Origin of the sequence: Staphylococcus sp. 11511212, assembly GCF_011394755.1 — a bacterium.
GTDB classification, from domain to species: Bacteria; Bacillota; Bacilli; order Staphylococcales; family Staphylococcaceae; genus Staphylococcus; species Staphylococcus chromogenes.
The window spans coordinates 701372-718628 of record NZ_JAANBQ010000003.1 but is presented as its reverse complement, the minus strand read 5'-3'; the positions used below and the strand labels follow the sequence as shown (position 1 = coordinate 718628).

Below are 17257 nucleotides of genomic sequence, written 5' to 3'. Positions count from 1 at the left end.
AAAGTTAAATGTCAAATCAAAAATTATGGCAACTTTGCGACATGTCAATAAATTGTCAATGTTATATTAAGCATTGTCATTCTGTTTCATGACTGCCCTCAGTATAATGGAAATTACTTTGGAAAGAGATAAAAGGAGTGATGAGATGGATGCAGTGGAAATCAGTCGTTTTCTCACAGGAATGACGCTTGCTGTCCATATTATATTTGCGACCATTGGTGTGGGAATGCCATTATTTTTCGCAATCGCAGAGTTTTTAGCAATCAAAAAGAAAAATTCTCAATATCTCGCTTTAGCAAAGCGGTGGGCGAAAGGATATACGATTACTGTAGCTGTTGGCGTCGTCACAGGTACGATTATTGGTCTACAACTTTCATTGTTATGGCCAACCTTTATGCGCATTGGGGGTCATGTCATTGCATTACCCCTCTTTATGGAAACATTCGCTTTTTTCTTTGAAGCAATATTTTTAAGTATCTATTTATATACATGGAATCGGTTTAAAAATCAATGGATTCATTTCTTAATTAGCATACCTGTCATCATAGGGGGAACATTTTCAGCTTTTTTCATTACGTCTGTCAACTCATTTATGAACACGCCAGCAGGCATGGAAATTTCTGGGGGGAGAATGGTAAATGTAGATCCTATTGCAGCGATGTTTAATGCTTCCTTTTTTGTAAGATCTTTTCATGTGATTGCGACTGCCCTAATGACAATGGCTTTTATTTTAGCAACAATCGCAGCTTTTAAACTACTAAAAAATAAAGTGAAAGAAGATCGAACATATCATCAAAAAGCACTTAAATTGACGATGATTGCAGGCTTAATTTTCTCATTGTTTTCAATGTTAGCAGGTGATTTATCTGCAAAATTCTTGCATCAGCATCAACCCGAAAAATTAGCGGCATATGAATGGCATTTTAATACTGAATCTAAGGCAGATCTTGTTTTATTTGGTGTTTTAGATGAATCTACGCAAGAAGTAAAAGGAGCCGTTCATATTCCAGGGGCGTTAAGTTTCCTATCAGATTCTAGCTTTGATACAAAAGTTAAAGGCTTAAATGAATTTCCGAAAGAGGAATTACCACCCCTTATTGTGCACTATTTCTTTGATTTAATGGTGACATTTGGCATATTTTGTTTTGTTGTTTCTGCCGTTTATGTACTCGCAATGTGGATTAAAAAATGGAATCCAAATCATAAAGGGTTATTGTATGCCATTTTACTGACGGGTCCTGCTAGTATGTTGGCGATTGAATTTGGATGGTTTTTAACAGAACTCGGACGTCAACCTTGGATGGTCAGAGGAATATTAAAAGTTCAAGATGCAGCGACGACAGCAGGTGGCTTACCATTTGTAACGATTCTATTCGCCTTATTATATTTTGTTCTTTTATTTTCAGCGAGCTTTGTACTCATTCGTATGTTTAAAAATAGACCTATCGCTAAAGAAATAGAGAAAATTGAAGCTGAGAGAAGGGAGGACCACTTATGAGTTATGAAATAATCGGTATTACGGTACTATGGCTTTTCCTTTTCGGTTACATCATCGTTGCATCGATAGACTTTGGTGCAGGATTCTTTTCATTACATGCTAAATTGTTTGGAGAATCAAAGAAAGTGAATACCTTGATTCAACGTTATTTGAATCCAGTATGGGAAGTGACGAATGTCTTTTTCGTCTTTTTCTTTGTCGGTATTGTAGGGTTTTTCCCGGATTCTGCTTACTATTTTGGAACCGCCTTACTTATTCCTGGATCCATCGCTTTATTGTTAATCGCAGCTAGAGGCGCTTTTTATGCTTTTGAAAACTACGGTCAAGACTCCAAGTTATCTTGGTTAATGATTTATGCAGTCTCAGGATTATTGATTCCAGCTTCACTTTCAACAGCATTAACTATTGCTGAAGGTGGCTATTTGATTCGGACATCAACAGATCGCGTGGATTTAGGCTGGATAGCGCTATTACTGAGTCCTTTTGGTTGGTCTGTTGTACTACTCTCAATCGTTTCTGTACTGTATATTTCATCTGGTTTTTTAACTTTTTACGCAGCCAGAGCCAAAGATTGGCCAGCCTATGCCCTTGTGAGAAAATGGTTCTTAATGTGGGGTGCACCGATGATCATGGTCTCATTGTTTGTTTTTCTATCTTTACGTGTTCAAAATAAAGCGCATTTTGATGCAGCAGTTTTCGATTATGGATGGTTATTTATTATCAGTCTAATTGCATTCTTCGTGGCAGGTATTTTAACATTACTAAAAAAAGCCCACGGTCTTGCCTTCTTATTTGTCATTATTCAAATGGGAACTGCATTTTTCGGCTATGGTTTAAGTAAATTACCTTATCTATTATATCCTTATGTGCGTATTGACCATGCTGTCACAAATGATAGTATGGCGTTCGCATTAATCATTGTTTTCGTCTTAGGCTTAATTTTATTATTACCTTCCTTAGGGTTACTTCTAAAACTATTTGTATTTGACAAAGGGTATGTCAGAGGTAGAAAATAAGGGTATTGTAAGTGGATAAAATTGTTATGACAGTGAGTGTAATGAAATGTTTTGATTCTCTACTGTCGTATGTATTATGAGTAAAACGTTTTAATGGCGCGGAAACATTATTTTCATATAAATTAAAAAATAAGATGTCGACGCCTATCTTTTCGATTTTCGGAGGTAAAACATGGATAAGGAATATGTAGTGATAGGATTAGGGCGCTTCGGTGGAAGTATCGTACGAGAACTGAATGCGCTTGATATGGATGTCATGGCCATTGATAGTGATGAACATCGTGTTGATGAGTACAGTGATATCGCCACACATGCAGTTGTTGCAGATACCACAGATGAAGCCGTTATGAAAAGTTTAGGGATTCGTAACTTCGATCATGTGATTGTGGCTATTGGTGAGAATATTCAAGCGAGTACTTTAACAACCCTTATTTTAAAAGAATTAGGTGTTAAAAAAGTAACTGCAAAAGCACAAAACGATTACCATGCAAAAATATTAAATAAAATCGGGGCTGATACGGTTGTTCATCCCGAGCGCGATATGGGACGTCGAATCGCACATAACGTGGCCAGTGGTACCGTGCTAGATTACCTTGAATTATCTGATGAACACTCTATTATCGAAATGAGAGTGATGGAAAAATTAGCTGGGCGCAGTTTAGTAGAGTTGGATATCCGTGCGAATTATGGCATTAATATTATTGCCATTAAACGAGGAAAAGAAATTATCGTAGCGCCTGATCCTGATATGGTTTTAGAGTTTGATGATATTTTAATTATGATTGGTCATGATAATGATCTCACACGTTATGAGAAAAAAATGGCGCATTAAATACGGATTTGGAGACTATTCCAAATCCGTTATTTTATATATAAAATCAACCTACCCCAATGTGGGGCAGGCTGATGATAACTCATAAATAATAAGATTACGCTTTCTCATTGACTTTCATAATGACTGGTAAAATCATAGGTTTACGTGCTGTTTTTTCGTAAAGATAAGGTTGTAACGTTTCAATGATAGAGGATTTAATTTGGTGCCATTGAATGTTTTCGTTGTTGTTAAGTTTGTAGATGACATCCTTTTTAATTTTACGTTGCGCATCATAAATTAACTGTCCTGATTCACGCATATAAACAAATCCACGTGAAATAATATCCGGACCAGAAAGCAGTTGATTTGTTTTAAAATCGATACTAACGACCACAATGACTAAGCCTTCTTCGGATAATAATTTACGATCACGAATAACAACGTTTCCAATATCACCAATACCACTGCCGTCAACAAGCACATTACCGGAAGGGATACGACCGGCAGTACGTGCAGAATCACGTGTTAAGGCAAGCACATCACCAATGTCATGAATAAAGACATTATTTTCATTGACGCCACAATCTACACCAGTTTGGCCGTGTGCTTTTAACATGCGATATTCCCCGTGAATAGGTAAAAAGTATTTTGGACGAATCAAACGTAACATCAGTTGTTGATCCCCTTGAGAGCCGTGACCAGATGTATGAATGTTTGAAATCTTATTGTGTATAACTTCAGCACCAGCTTGGTATAAAGCGTTGATTGTGCGGTTGATACTTTTCGTATTACCAGGAATAGGGGATGAACTGAAAACGACTGTATCTTCAGGAATAATCTTAATCTGCTTGTGCGTTCCATTTGCAATTCGTGATAAAGCGGCCATCGGCTCCCCTTGTGAACCTGTACATAAAATGAGTAATTCATGTTTTGGAATACTATTAATTTTGTTAGGTTCTACAAATGTTTCTGGAGGTGCTTTGATGTAACCGAGTTCAGTTCCGATTTTAATATTATTTTCCATCGAGCGACCAAACGTTACAATTTTACGATTATACTTTACTGCGGCTTCAACAGCTTGTTGCACACGATAAATATTTGAAGCAAACGTCGCAAATATGATACGACCTGTGCATCCTCTAAATATTTTGTCAACATTTTGACCGACTTCACGTTCGCTAAGTGTAAAATCAGGAACAAGTGAATTCGTTGAGTCAGAAAGTAAACATAAGACACCTTCATCACCAAGTCGAGCCATTTTGGCGATGTTTGCAGGAGCACCAACCGGCGTGAAGTCAAATTTAAAGTCACCGGTATGGACAATTTTTCCTTCAGGTGTATCCACAATGACACCATAAGTCTCTGGAATACTATGTGTTGTAAGGTAAAAACTGATTTCAAAATGTTTAGACTTGATGACACTGTCTTCGTCAATTTCATTTAATGTGGCTGTGCGTAAGAGATGGTGCTCTTCAAGTTTATTTCTAATTAAGCCGAGTGCAAGTGGGCCACCATAAATGGGAACATTGATTTTTTTGAGCAGGTAGGGCACACCACCAATATGGTCTTCGTGACCATGAGTGATAAATAATCCGACAATCTTGTCTTGGTTTTGTTCAAGATAAGAATAGTCCGGAATAACATAATCAATTCCTAATAAATGATCATCAGGGAATTTAATACCTGCATCTATAATTACAATTTCGTCTTTGTACTCAACAGCGTAAGTGTTTTTACCAATTTCACCTAAGCCACCGAGCGCATAAACACCCACTTCGTTTTTATGAAGTTGTTTCATTACTCAGCGCGCTCCACGTTAAAGTGGTCTGACTTTTCTTCATATTCTAAATGTGCGCCCTCTAATTTAGTTATGAATTCAATATTATAATTACGTTCTTTTAAGTAACGTCTCACTTGTTCTTCAGTTTCTGCTTCAACATAAATTGTTTGTGTGTTTTCACGGACGATGACTTCGTCTTTGCTATGTTGATAAAATACTTTAAAAATTGCCATTTATAATTTCCTCCTAGAATTTGAAAAATAATGATAATGCAACGATCTAAGTGCTTTTACATGAAAATAAAAAATATGAATTGAATAAGTAGACGTTTCAAAATTCGCTTTATTCAACCCATTCATACATTCACTTAGTAATTTGCATATGTATTGTGATAAACCCGTTCAGAAGGCACAAATTCTGATTATACCTTTAACTTGTTATTATTCATTTTACCTTATGTATTCAGATAAATAAAGCAGTTTGTGATAAACTGATAGTAGCACTGAGTTGAATGAAATACGTATATTAAAATGTGTGAAATAGGTGATGTTAATGAAAAAAGCCGATACGATTATCGAAGAGGTTAAGACAGAGCAACAAAGAGAAGATAAACAGCTCAAAAGTATTCTTTTTGAAATTAGAGAAAATGAAGTCACAATGTTTTTTGAATATAACGAACCAAGTCCCTCAGAAAGTAACCATCATTATGTTAGACATGATCATGACCCAGAATTCTTAGATATTGAGACGTTTGAACAAGTAAAATCAGAGCTCAGTACGTTAAATATTCATTTTTCTGAACGCCGAGACGAATTTATTTAAAAACCACCTAAGACAACCAAGGATGTACTGAAAGCCTATAGTTGTGCTTAGGTGGTTTTGATTAGACTTCTATTGCATTTTCATGCGGTTGAAGAGGCTGATCTTGGTTGATATGATCGTAAAACATCACGCCGTTTAAATGATCTAATTCGTGTTGAAATACGATAGCAGGATAGCCTTTGAGTCTTAAACTAAATTCTTTGCCTTCTAAATCATAGGCTTTAATTTTAATTCTATAGTGACGATGGACAAGTCCAGGGATATCTTCGTCCACACTTAAACATCCCTCTCCTGTAGGGAGATAACCTTCTTGAACGCTATAGCTGACAATTTTAGGGTTAATGAGAATCATGTCGTAACTCTTACCATTTCCATCATCAGGAAGATAAATGGCGAAAACACGTTTTGGCACATTTATCTGTGGCGCTGCCAAGCCAACACCACTACGTAAGTGATATTTCTCTGACATTTCAGGGTCTTGGCTATGATGTAAAAATGTTTGCATCGCTAAAAAGGTTTCTTTCTCTTCATTAGATAAAGGAAATTTGACTTCTTCTGCTTTTTGACGAAGTGTGGGATGTCCATCGCGTATAATATCTTTCATTGTTAGCATATTATGACACCTTCCTTATTCAATAATATATCAGATAAATGAGAAAGAGTCATAATAATATTGTTTGATTTATCAACTTGTTTTCATTACTATTACGAGTGAAAAGAAGGAGGCAACCAATATAATGAAATTTAAAAGATCATTGAGTGTACTCATCGCATCGAGTGTATTACTTGTCGCATGTAATAATGATGATGAACAAATTAAAAGTTACAATGATGGATTAGACAAGATTCAAAAAGCAGAGCAACCTATCCAAGCAGTGAATCAATCAATGAATAAATTAGAAAAAGAAAAAGAGAAACTAACTAAAGAAATCAGTGGTAAAGACATTAATTCAGTTCAAGATCAAGTTCAAAAGGTACTTAAAAACACAAATGAACGTGACAAAGAATTAAAAAAAGAAGTCAAAGCCATGGACAAATCAGAGCAAGAATTTAAAAAAATTAAAAATGATGTAAGTAAAATAGAAGATAAAGAAAAGAAAAAACAGTTTGAAGAATTTAATCAAGCTATGGAAAAGAAATATCAAACACATTCCGATTTCGTTAAAGGCTATCAAAATGTGATTAATAAAGAAAAGAATTTATTCAGTTACTTTACGGGTCAATCTGGCACACAAGAAGAAATTGACACCCGCTCAAAATCTTTAGTAGATGCGCAAAAGCAAATGAAAAGTAAAGTAGATAATTACACAAATTCAATCAAAAAAGTTCAAAAAGAAAAAAGTGATATTGACCAGTATTTCAAGTGATTTCACTATAACAGTTTCATAAATTTAATGTAACAGTTACGATGACTGTAATGGTACCAACTGTTACAGAAGTTGTGTAAAACTGTTTAACAGGTCATAAAAAATATGTTAAACTATGTAAAGATGAACTATATAAAACGGGAAAGGTATGGTGAATTGAATGGCTGCTAAGTTAAAAGCCCAATTCGATGCTGAACAAGTATTGAAAGATACTCAATCAAAATTTGAAATGGTTCAAATCTTAGATGCAGATGGAAATGTAACTAATGAAGATTTGTTACCGGATTTATCAGATGAGCAATTAGTTGAATTAATGAGAAGAATGGTATGGACACGTATCCTTGACCAACGTTCTATTTCTTTAAATAGACAAGGACGTTTAGGTTTCTATGCGCCTACAGCTGGTCAAGAAGCATCACAACTTGCTTCTCAATATGCGTTAGAAAAAGAAGACTTTATTCTTCCAGGTTACCGTGATGTGCCACAATTAATTTGGCATGGTTTACCTTTAACAAAAGCTTTCTTATTCTCTCGTGGACATTTCGTAGGAAACCAATTCCCAGAAGGTGTTAATGCATTAAGCCCACAGATTATCATCGGTGCACAATACATCCAAACAGCAGGTGTTGCATTAGGTCTTAAAAAACGTGGTAAAGATGCAGTTGCAATCACTTATACTGGTGACGGTGGTTCTTCACAAGGTGATTTCTATGAAGGTATCAACTTTGCATCAGCATTTAAAGTACCTGCAATTTTTGTTATCCAAAATAATAACTATGCGATTTCTACACCTCGTGAAAAACAAACTGCAGCCCACACATTAGCTCAAAAAGCGATTGCTGTAGGTATCCCTGGTATTCAAGTTGATGGTATGGATGCATTAGCAGTTTACCAAGCAACTAAAGAAGCTCGTGACCGCGCAGTAAGAGGCGAAGGACCAACTATTATTGAAACTATGACATACCGTTATGGTCCACATACAATGGCTGGGGACGATCCAACTAAATATAGAACTTCTGATGAAGATTCAGAATGGGAGAAAAAAGACCCACTCGTACGTTTCAGAAAGTTCTTAGAAAACAAAGGTTTATGGTCTGAAGACAAAGAAAATGAAGTCATTGAACAAGCAAAAGATGAAATCAAAGCTGCAATTAAAGAAGCTGATGGTATTGAAAAACAATCAGTCACTTCATTAATGGAAATCATGTACGAAGATATGCCATATAACCTTAAAGAACAATATGAAATTTACAAAGAGAAGGAGTCGAAGTAAGCCATGGCACAAATGACAATGGTTCAAGCGATTAACAATGCGCTAGCAACTGAACTTAAAAATGACGAAAACACTTTGATTTTTGGTGAAGACGTAGGTGTTAATGGTGGTGTATTCCGTGTAACTGAAGGTTTACAAAAAGAATTCGGTGAAGACCGCGTTTTCGATACACCTTTAGCTGAATCTGGTATTGGTGGATTAGCATTAGGTTTAACAACACAAGGTTATCGTCCAATTATGGAAGTACAATTCTTAGGTTTCGTATTCGAAGTATTTGACTCAATTGCAGGTCAAATTGCACGTCACCGTTTCCGTTCTGGTAACTCAAAAACAGCACCAGTTACAATTCGCACACCATTCGGTGGGGGTGTACACACACCAGAATTACACGCTGATAACTTAGAAGGTCTATTAGCGCAATCACCTGGTCTTAAAGTTGTTATTCCATCTGGTCCATATGATGCTAAAGGTTTACTTATCGAAAGTATCCGTAGCAATGATCCAGTTGTCTTCTTAGAACATATGAAATTATATCGTTCATTCCGTGAAGATGTACCTGAAGAAGAATATACAATTGAACTTGGTAAAGCGAACGTTAAACGTGAAGGTTCAGACTTAACAATCATCACATATGGTGCAATGGTTCAAGAATCATTAAAAGCTGCAGAAGAACTTGAAAAAGAAGGTCATTCTGTTGAAGTGATTGACTTACGTACAATTCAACCACTTGATATTGATACGATTGTTAAATCAACAGAAAAAACTGGACGCGTGGTTGTCGCTCAAGAAGCACAAAAACAAGCAGGTGTGGGTGCAAATGTGGTTTCTGAATTATCAGAGCGCGCTATACTTTCATTAGAAGCACCTATCGGACGTGTTTCTGCACCAGATACAGTTTATCCATTTACACAAGCTGAAAATGTTTGGTTACCAAATAAAAATGACATCTTAGAAAAAGCAAAAGAAACACTTGAATTTTAATTAACTGAATGAAGTCATAATGGGGTATATAGGAATTGTTAGAGACAATCATCATGATTGAAATGCGATCTATGTTAAGAATGAAGGTACAATTACTTCTCTTACTGATTTGCGACGATCTCTAACATTCCTTTATGCCGTTACAACTTATCAATCAAAATGATTAATTAGGAGGAAACAAAGTGGCATTTGAATTTAAATTACCAGATATTGGTGAAGGTATCCACGAAGGTGAAATTGTAAAGTGGTTTGTAAAAGCTGGAGATAAAATCGAAGAAGATGATGTACTATGTGAAGTACAAAACGACAAATCTGTCGTTGAAATTCCTTCACCTGTAGCAGGTACAATTGAAGACGTTCTTGTTGAAGAAGGTACAGTGGCAGTTGTAGGGGATACAATTGTTAAAATTGATGCACCTGATGCTGAAGAAATGCAATTCAAAGGCGGTCATGATGACGAAAGCTCAAATGACAGCAAAGAAGAAGTAAAAGAGGAAGCAAAAGAAGAAGCACCTCAACAAGCACCAGCAAATGAAGACGTAGATGAAAACAAAAAAGTTAAAGCGATGCCTTCAGTACGTAAATATGCTCGCGATAACAATGTAAATATTAAAGCTGTTAATGGTACAGGTAAAAATGGTAGAATTACTAAAGAAGATGTGGATGCATACTTAAATGGTGGTGGCCAAGCTGCAACTACTGAAGAAACAGCATCAACACCTGCTGAATCTACACAAGAAACAGCACCAACAGCAGCACCTGCAGGAGACTTCCCAGAAACTACTGAAAAAATCCCTGCAATGCGTAAAGCGATTGCTAAAGCAATGGTTAACTCTAAACATACAGCACCTCACGTAACATTAATGGATGAAATTGATGTTCAAGAATTATGGGATCACCGTAAGAAATTTAAAGAAATCGCAGCTGAACAAGGTACGAAATTAACATTCTTACCATATGTTGTTAAAGCATTAGTTTCAGCACTTAAAAAATACCCAGCACTTAACACTTCATTCAATGAAGAAGCAGGTGAAGTTGTACACAAACACTACTGGAATATCGGTATCGCAGCAGATACTGAAAGAGGTTTATTAGTGCCTGTTGTTAAACATGCAGACCGTAAATCTATTTTCCAAATTTCAGACGAAATTAACGAACTTGCTGTTAAAGCACGTGATGGTAAATTAACTTCTGAGGAAATGAAAGGTGCAACATGTACAATCAGTAACATCGGCTCAGCAGGTGGACAATGGTTTACACCAGTTATTAATCATCCAGAAGTAGCGATTTTAGGTATTGGCCGTATTGCGCAAAAACCTATCGTTAAAGATGGAGAAATTATTGCAGCACCAGTATTATCATTGTCATTAAGCTTTGACCATAGACAAATTGACGGAGCTACTGGTCAAAATGCAATGAACCACATCAAGCGTTTACTTAACAATCCAGAATTATTATTAATGGAGGGGTAAAATATGGTAGTCGGAGATTTTCCAATTGAAACAGATACTATTGTTATCGGGGCAGGTCCTGGTGGATACGTTGCAGCTATTCGTGCAGCGCAATTAGGTCAAAAAGTAACAATCGTCGAAAAAGGTAACTTAGGTGGCGTATGCTTAAACGTAGGTTGTATTCCTTCAAAAGCATTACTAAACGTTTCACACCGTTTTGAACAAGCGCAACACGGTGCTGACTTAGGGGTTACTGCTGAAAATGTATCTTTAGATTTCGGTAAAGTACAAGAGTTCAAAGGTTCAGTTGTTAACAAATTAACGAGTGGTGTTGAATCTTTATTAAAAGGAAATAAAGTAGAAATCGTTAAAGGTGAAGCTTACTTCCATGATAAAAATAGCTTACGCGTAATGGATGAAAAAAGTGCTCAAACTTACAATTTCAAAAACGCGATTATTGCTACAGGTTCTCGTCCAATTGAAATTCCTAACTTCAAATTTGGCGGACGTATCTTAGACTCTACTGGTGCTTTAAACCTTAAAGAAGTACCTAAGAAATTAGTTGTCGTAGGTGGCGGATACATCGGTTCTGAACTTGGTACAGCTTATGCTAACTTTGGTACAGAAGTTACTATTCTTGAAGGTGCGAAAGATATTTTAGGCGGTTTTGAAAAACAAATGACACAACCGGTTAAAAAAGCAATGAAAGCTAAAGGTATGAAAATCGAAACTGAAGCTTTAGCAAAATCTGCTGAAGAAACAGAAAACGGCGTAAAAGTGACTTACGAAGTTAAAGGCGAAGAGAAAACAATCGACGCTGACTACGTATTAGTAACTGTAGGTCGTCGTCCGAATACAGACGAATTAGGTCTTGAAGAAGTAGGTATTAAACTTACAGATCGTGGTTTAATCGAAGTTGACAAACAAAGCCGTTCTTCTGTAGATACTATCTATGCGATTGGTGATATCGTACCTGGTTTACCACTTGCACATAAAGCAAGCTACGAAGCAAAAATTGCTGCAGAAGCGATTTCAGGTCAAAATGCCGAAGTAGATTACATCGGTATGCCTGCAGTATGTTTCACTGAACCAGAACTTGCACAAGTGGGTTACACTGAAGCTCAAGCAAAAGAAGAAGGCATTGAATATAAAGCTTCTAAATTCCCGTATCAAGCGAATGGTCGTGCATTATCATTAAATGATACAACTGGTTTCGTTAAGTTAATCACACTTAAAGAAGACAATACATTAATCGGAGCTCAAGTTGTAGGTACAAGTGCATCAGATGTTATTTCAGAATTAGGTCTTGCTATTGAAGCAGGAATGAATGCTGAAGACATCGCATTAACAGTACATGCTCACCCAACATTAGGTGAAATGAGCATGGAAGCTGCTGAAAAAGCAATCGGTTTACCAATTCATACAATGTAATTGTGTAAATAAAGATATCGTTTTTATAAGGGCGAGGACGAATTATTGTCTTCGCCCTTCATTTTGATATAAACAAATAGAGGAGGGACAAATATGGAGTACCCATACCCTATCGATGTTGAGTGGTCACAAGAAGAGATAATTCAAGTGATTGAATTTTTTAATGCAATCGAATCTTATTACGAATCCTCCATTGAACGAGACGTCGTCATGAATCGTTATCAAGTTTTTAAAAAGGTCGTTCCAGGGAAAGCAGACGAGAAAAATATTTTTGAAGAATTTAAAAAAACAAGTGGCTATGATAGCTATAAAGTAGTACAACAAGCAAAAAATTATCCTGATCAAAAAACGTTGTCTGACAATTAAATAGCCTATTGTAATTTAAGCTGTATTTTGGTATTTTTATTAAGCATTAAACTTTATGTTTAGTAAAAGTAAACAAAATGCAGCTTTTTTTTAGGAGACATATATGAACATAGGACAGAAATTAAAAAATTTAAGGCAACTTAAAAATTTAACGCAAGAAGAGCTTGGAGAACGCACAGATTTATCTAAGGGCTATATTTCTCAAATTGAGAGTGATAAAACTTCACCGAGTATGGAAACATTTTTAAACTTACTAGAAGTATTAGGAACAACGCCGGCTGAATTTTTTGATGAAAAGCAAGTCGATAAAATTCATTATCCCAAAGCAGAACAACTTACTTATGATGAATACGATAAAGGGTACTTTTTACAGTGGCCAGTTAAGACATCGAATGAATTTGAGATGGAACCTTTATTGCTCACACTTAAGCCAAAATCTTCTTATAAATTGTTTGAGCCTTCTTACTCTGATACGTTTATCTATTGTATGAAGGGCTGTGTCACACTGAAATTAGGAAACGAAAAGTATCAAGCGAGAACTGGGGATGCGCTTTATTTTAAAGCGACAAAACAACATCAACTTTTAAATGAAAAAGATACAGAAGTACGGGTGATGATTGTCGCTACGTCATCGTATTTATAGGAGGAAAAACTTTGACTACATTATTATCTTTTCACAATGTAACCAAAAAATATCAAGGGAAAACCATATTAAAGGGCATCGATTTAGATATCGAAACAGGGCACTTTTACACGATTTTAGGAACTTCAGGATGTGGTAAAACTACGATACTTAAATTGATTGCAGGCTTTGAACAAGCGGATGAGGGACAAATTGTTTATCAAGGTAAAACAATAAATAATCTTCCCCCAAATAAACGTCAAGTCAATACAGTCTTCCAAGATTATGCGTTATTTCCTCATTTAAATGTCTATGAAAATGTGGCTTTTGGTTTGAAAATGAAAAAAATGGATAAGGAATCTATCCGTACGAAAGTCTATGAAGCTTTGAAACTTGTCAAATTAGAACAGTATGTTGAAAGCGACATTCAATCTTTAAGTGGGGGACAAAAACAACGAATTGCGATTGCGCGTGCGATTGTGAATGAACCTGAAATTTTATTATTAGATGAGTCTTTATCCGCTTTAGATCTAAAATTACGTACCGAAATGCAGTATGAGTTACGCGAATTGCAATCAAGATTAGGCATTACGTTTGTGTTTGTTACACATGATCAAGAAGAAGCATTAGCGCTAAGTGACTATATCTTTGTCATGCGTGAAGGGAATATTGAGCAGTTCGGAACGCCACTAGATATTTATGATGAGCCGGTCAACCGATATGTTGCAGATTTTATCGGAGAATCTAATATAGTCGAAGGGCGTATGGTGAAAGACTATGTGGTCAATATTTATGGCCAAGATTTTGATTGCGTCGATAAAGATATTCCAGCAGGTAAGAAAGTAGATGTGATTATCCGTCCTGAGGATATTTCGTTAATTGATGCCTCAGAAGGGTTATTCAAGGCGACGGTTCATTCAACTTTGTTTAGGGGTGTCCATTATGAAATTACATGTATTGATGAACAAGGTTACCAATGGACGATACAATCTACTAAAAATGCGGAAATTAATGATAAAGTCGGGTTATATTTTGATCCTGTTGCGATTCATATCATGGTTCCAGGTGAAACCGAAGAGGAATTTGATAGACGTATTGAAGGTTATGGAGACGTAGATTATGAAAAATATTAGTCGATGGTTAGCTATCCCTTATTTTTTATGGATGCTTGTATTTATTATAATTCCTGTTATTTTGCTGTGTTACTTTTCTTTTGTAGACCAACAAGGTCATTTTTCCTTTGAAAACTATCAACAGTTTTTCACTATGCGTTATATGTACATGTTTGCAGAGTCTGTTTTATATGCTGCTATCATAACGTTAGTGTGTTTATTGATTAGTTATCCGGCAGCCTATTTTATTCGACAATCACGGCATGCGGGAACGTGGCTTTTGGTGATGATTATTCCGACTTGGATGAATTTACTTCTTAAGACTTATGCATTTATCGGTATTTTCAGTCAAGATGGACTTATCAATCGTATTTTGAATGCCTTACATTTGCCTTCACAAGGATTATTATTTACAGCGCCTGCGTTCGTTATTGTTTCTGCGTATATTTATATTCCGTTTATGTTATTGCCAATCTATAACAGTATGAAAGATATTAACAATCAACTTTTTTATGCAGCACAAGATTTAGGTGCTAACACGTTCACGACGATGCGCAAAGTACTCTTACCTTTATCCAAAGAAGGCATTAAGACAGGCATACAAGTCACTTTTATACCGGCTTTATCGCTATTTATGATTACGCGCTTAATCGCTGGTAATAAAGTGGTAAACATTGGTACAGCTATTGAAGAACAATTTTTAGTCATTCAAAATTATGGCATTGGTTCAACAATAGCACTATTTCTCGTGTTGTTCATGGCACTTCTACTTATACTGACACGTACAAAACATAAGGGAGGTGCATCGCGATGAAATGGATAGGTAAAAGTTATTTGATTGGTTTATTAGTTGTGTTGTATTTACCCATTTTCTATCTCATGTTTTATTCCTTTAATAGTGAAGGTAATATGGTTCACTTTGGAGGATTTACATTAGAACATTATGCGACGCTTTTTGGTAACACCCCTCTATTAGAAGTTGTTTTCAACACAATTGCAGTTGCACTTATCGCCGCGGCTATTTCGACGTTGATTGGTTTGTTTGGGGCATTCATGTTATATCAAATTAGAAATCAATCCCTTAAAATTTCTTTTTTGACTTTAAATAATGTGTTAATGGTTTCATCAGATGTTGTTATCGGTGCATCATTTTTAATCATGTTTACAGCCATTGGTCATGTCACAGGCTTTGGACTAGGATTTACATCCGTGCTAATTTCGCATATCGCGTTTTGTATTCCTATCGTGGTCATCGTGATTTTGCCTAAATTATACGAAATGAACGATTCTATTTTAGATGCGGGGCGTGATTTAGGTGCCTCTGATTTTCAAGTGTTGAGTCGTATCGTGATACCGCAATTAATGCCAGGAATCATTGGGGGCTTTTTTATGGCACTCACGTATTCCTTAGATGACTTTACAGTCAGTTTCTTCGTGACAGGTAATGGATTTAGTGTATTATCTGTCGAAGTCTATTCAATGGCACGTCGTGGTATTAGTATGGAAATTAATGCAATTTCAACATTGCTCTTTCTCCTGATTATGCTTGGATTAGCTTTATATCAATGGTTAAAACAACGTCATAAACGTACAGTCGAGCATAAAAGGGGGATGTCGTTATGAAACAACTCATACAATTAATAGGGGGCGCGCTTATAGCAGGCATACTTTTTTTGGCAATCGGATATTGGATTAATCATGACGTGGGTCAAAAGAAACAAGAAAAATTGTATGTCTATAATTGGGGAGAATATATAGATTCTGAATTAATTCAACAATTTGAAAAAGAAACAGGCATTAAAGTGATTTATGAAACATTTGACTCTAATGAAGCAATGGAAGCTAAAATTCGAAATGGGGGAACGAGTTACGATGTGGCTTTTCCAAGTGATTATACAATTGAGAAAATGCGAAAAGCCCATTTATTAAAACCGCTTGATAAAGAGAAAATCCCCAATATGAAGCATTTAGATTCGCATTTTATGAATCAACCATTTGATCCGCATAATACGTATTCTATGCCGTACTTTTTTGGAACTGTCGGAATTATTTATGATAAAACGAAGTATCCTGATATAAAATTTGATAGTTGGCAAGATTTAAAAAATCCACGCTTGAAAAATGATGTTATATTTGTCGATGGTGCCCGAGAAATTATGGGACTATCTCTGAATAGTTTAGGGTATAGTTTGAATGATACAAACCCTAAACATTTACAAGAAGCGGAAACTGAATTAAAATCTTTTGCTCCTTCCATAAAAGGTGTTGTTGGAGATGAAGTTTCCATGATGTTAGAACAGCATGAAGCTGGCGTTGCTGTTTTATGGAGTGGCTCTGCAGCACCTATATTCACGAGTGACGACCGTTTTGATTATAAAGTTCCAAAAGAAGGTTCAAATTTATGGTTTGATAATATGGTCATTCCAAAAACTTCTCAAAATGTGGAAGGCGCACACAAGTTTATTAATTTTATGCTAGATCCAAAAGTGAATAAACAAAATACCGAGTGGGTAGAATATGGCACACCGAATAAGACAGCAAAATCCCTGCTTCCAAAAGAAACACGAGAAGATCATAGAATCTATCCTACACCTGAAGAGCAACGTAGACTTGAAGTTTATAAAGATTTAGGTCCTCAAGTGTTGAACGAATATAATGAAAGATTCCTTAATTTCAAAATGGGGTTATGATTCTAGTTATTTTGGAAGAGTTTAGATATAATAT

18 protein-coding genes are annotated in these 17257 nt (G+C 35.9%); 15 read left to right on the top strand and 3 right to left on the bottom strand.

Going from position 1 to position 17257, the window contains the following annotated elements; all coding sequences use genetic code 11:
- The first annotated feature begins 145 nt into the window (after positions 1-145).
- The 3 genes from G8Y84_RS04885 (at position 146) to G8Y84_RS04875 (ending at position 3346) form a co-directional block, all read left to right on the top strand.
- The gene (locus G8Y84_RS04885; RefSeq protein ID WP_105963390.1) at positions 146-1498 is read left to right on the top strand and encodes a cytochrome ubiquinol oxidase subunit I; all 1353 of its coding nucleotides are present in this window, start codon (positions 146-148) and stop codon (positions 1496-1498) included.
- Entirely contained in the window at positions 1495-2514 is a 1020-nt protein-coding gene (locus G8Y84_RS04880; RefSeq protein WP_165806154.1) for a cytochrome d ubiquinol oxidase subunit II, read from the top strand. The genes G8Y84_RS04885 and G8Y84_RS04880 overlap by 4 nt, the downstream gene beginning before the upstream one ends.
- A gap of 172 nt (positions 2515-2686) precedes the next feature.
- Complete coding sequence (locus G8Y84_RS04875; protein WP_037571801.1) at positions 2687-3346, top strand: potassium channel family protein; 660 nt, start codon at positions 2687-2689, stop codon at positions 3344-3346.
- Between the two features lie 97 nt (positions 3347-3443).
- On the opposite strand, the gene rnjA is transcribed toward G8Y84_RS04875, so the two are convergent.
- Together rnjA and G8Y84_RS04865 are read right to left on the bottom strand one after the other, a co-directional pair.
- Positions 3444-5126 carry a ribonuclease J1 gene (gene rnjA, locus G8Y84_RS04870; RefSeq protein ID WP_037571798.1) on the bottom strand — a complete coding sequence of 561 codons (1683 nt, stop codon included), beginning with the start codon at positions 5124-5126 and terminating at the stop codon, positions 3444-3446.
- Positions 5126-5341, bottom strand: coding sequence for a DNA-dependent RNA polymerase subunit epsilon (locus G8Y84_RS04865; protein WP_037571792.1), 216 nt, complete (start codon positions 5339-5341; stop codon positions 5126-5128). Before G8Y84_RS04865 ends, rnjA begins: the two co-directional genes overlap by 1 nt.
- A 319-nt stretch (positions 5342-5660) precedes the next feature.
- Here G8Y84_RS04865 and G8Y84_RS04860 point away from each other — a divergent pair, with 319 nt between their 5' ends.
- Positions 5661-5930 (top strand): hypothetical protein, encoded by a 270-nt coding sequence (locus G8Y84_RS04860; protein ID WP_037571790.1) that lies wholly within the window; start codon positions 5661-5663, stop codon positions 5928-5930.
- Positions 5931-5991: 61 nt separating this feature from the next.
- On the opposite strand, the gene def is transcribed toward G8Y84_RS04860, so the two are convergent.
- A complete protein-coding gene (def, locus tag G8Y84_RS04855) occupies positions 5992-6543 on the bottom strand; it encodes a peptide deformylase (RefSeq protein WP_037571788.1) in 552 nt (183 codons plus the stop codon).
- 124 nt (positions 6544-6667) lie between these two features.
- Here def and G8Y84_RS04850 point away from each other — a divergent pair, with 124 nt between their 5' ends.
- The 11 genes from G8Y84_RS04850 (at position 6668) to G8Y84_RS04800 (ending at position 17223) form a co-directional block, all read left to right on the top strand.
- On the top strand, positions 6668-7297 hold the full coding sequence (locus tag G8Y84_RS04850) for a YkyA family protein (protein ID WP_037571785.1): 630 nt from the start codon (positions 6668-6670) through the stop codon (positions 7295-7297).
- A 160-nt stretch (positions 7298-7457) separates the two neighbouring features.
- Entirely contained in the window at positions 7458-8570 is a 1113-nt protein-coding gene (gene pdhA, locus G8Y84_RS04845; RefSeq protein ID WP_037571778.1) for a pyruvate dehydrogenase (acetyl-transferring) E1 component subunit alpha, read from the top strand.
- 3 nt (positions 8571-8573) lie between these two features.
- Positions 8574-9551, top strand: a complete 978-nt coding sequence (locus G8Y84_RS04840; protein WP_037571775.1) for an alpha-ketoacid dehydrogenase subunit beta — start codon at positions 8574-8576, stop codon at positions 9549-9551.
- 182 nt (positions 9552-9733) lie between these two features.
- Positions 9734-11023, top strand: a complete 1290-nt coding sequence (locus tag G8Y84_RS04835) for a dihydrolipoamide acetyltransferase family protein (protein WP_037571772.1) — start codon at positions 9734-9736, stop codon at positions 11021-11023.
- A 3-nt stretch (positions 11024-11026) separates the two neighbouring features.
- The gene (gene lpdA, locus G8Y84_RS04830; RefSeq protein WP_105963393.1) at positions 11027-12433 is read left to right on the top strand and encodes a dihydrolipoyl dehydrogenase; all 1407 of its coding nucleotides are present in this window, start codon (positions 11027-11029) and stop codon (positions 12431-12433) included.
- Between the two features lie 93 nt (positions 12434-12526).
- Positions 12527-12799, top strand: a complete 273-nt coding sequence (locus tag G8Y84_RS04825; RefSeq protein ID WP_037571766.1) for a UPF0223 family protein — start codon at positions 12527-12529, stop codon at positions 12797-12799.
- Between the two features lie 103 nt (positions 12800-12902).
- A complete protein-coding gene (locus tag G8Y84_RS04820; protein WP_037571758.1) occupies positions 12903-13442 on the top strand; it encodes a helix-turn-helix domain-containing protein in 540 nt (179 codons plus the stop codon).
- 11 nt (positions 13443-13453) lie between these two features.
- Positions 13454-14554, top strand: coding sequence for an ABC transporter ATP-binding protein (locus tag G8Y84_RS04815; protein ID WP_165806153.1), 1101 nt, complete (start codon positions 13454-13456; stop codon positions 14552-14554).
- Complete coding sequence (locus G8Y84_RS04810) at positions 14541-15347, top strand: ABC transporter permease (RefSeq protein WP_037571752.1); 807 nt, start codon at positions 14541-14543, stop codon at positions 15345-15347. The genes G8Y84_RS04815 and G8Y84_RS04810 overlap by 14 nt, the downstream gene beginning before the upstream one ends.
- Positions 15344-16156, top strand: coding sequence for an ABC transporter permease (locus G8Y84_RS04805; RefSeq protein ID WP_037571750.1), 813 nt, complete (start codon positions 15344-15346; stop codon positions 16154-16156). Before G8Y84_RS04810 ends, G8Y84_RS04805 begins: the two co-directional genes overlap by 4 nt.
- Entirely contained in the window at positions 16153-17223 is a 1071-nt protein-coding gene (locus tag G8Y84_RS04800; RefSeq protein WP_037571748.1) for an ABC transporter substrate-binding protein, read from the top strand. Before G8Y84_RS04805 ends, G8Y84_RS04800 begins: the two co-directional genes overlap by 4 nt.
- The last annotated feature ends 34 nt before the right edge of the window (positions 17224-17257 follow it).

Coding starts and splice junctions, on each gene's coding strand:
- G8Y84_RS04805 (WP_037571750.1), top strand. CDS start 15,344: ATGAAATGGATAGGTAAAAGTTATTTGATTGGTTTATTAGTTGTGTTG.
- G8Y84_RS04840 (WP_037571775.1), top strand. CDS start 8,574: ATGGCACAAATGACAATGGTTCAAGCGATTAACAATGCGCTAGCAACT.
- pdhA (WP_037571778.1), top strand. CDS start 7,458: ATGGCTGCTAAGTTAAAAGCCCAATTCGATGCTGAACAAGTATTGAAA.
- rnjA (WP_037571798.1), bottom strand. CDS start 5,126: ATGAAACAACTTCATAAAAACGAAGTGGGTGTTTATGCGCTCGGTGGC.
- G8Y84_RS04860 (WP_037571790.1), top strand. CDS start 5,661: ATGAAAAAAGCCGATACGATTATCGAAGAGGTTAAGACAGAGCAACAA.
- lpdA (WP_105963393.1), top strand. CDS start 11,027: ATGGTAGTCGGAGATTTTCCAATTGAAACAGATACTATTGTTATCGGG.
- G8Y84_RS04865 (WP_037571792.1), bottom strand. CDS start 5,341: ATGGCAATTTTTAAAGTATTTTATCAACATAGCAAAGACGAAGTCATC.
- G8Y84_RS04875 (WP_037571801.1), top strand. CDS start 2,687: ATGGATAAGGAATATGTAGTGATAGGATTAGGGCGCTTCGGTGGAAGT.
- G8Y84_RS04850 (WP_037571785.1), top strand. CDS start 6,668: ATGAAATTTAAAAGATCATTGAGTGTACTCATCGCATCGAGTGTATTA.
- G8Y84_RS04885 (WP_105963390.1), top strand. CDS start 146: ATGGATGCAGTGGAAATCAGTCGTTTTCTCACAGGAATGACGCTTGCT.
- G8Y84_RS04825 (WP_037571766.1), top strand. CDS start 12,527: ATGGAGTACCCATACCCTATCGATGTTGAGTGGTCACAAGAAGAGATA.
- def (WP_037571788.1), bottom strand. CDS start 6,543: ATGCTAACAATGAAAGATATTATACGCGATGGACATCCCACACTTCGT.
- G8Y84_RS04800 (WP_037571748.1), top strand. CDS start 16,153: ATGAAACAACTCATACAATTAATAGGGGGCGCGCTTATAGCAGGCATA.
- G8Y84_RS04810 (WP_037571752.1), top strand. CDS start 14,541: ATGAAAAATATTAGTCGATGGTTAGCTATCCCTTATTTTTTATGGATG.
- G8Y84_RS04880 (WP_165806154.1), top strand. CDS start 1,495: ATGAGTTATGAAATAATCGGTATTACGGTACTATGGCTTTTCCTTTTC.
- G8Y84_RS04820 (WP_037571758.1), top strand. CDS start 12,903: ATGAACATAGGACAGAAATTAAAAAATTTAAGGCAACTTAAAAATTTA.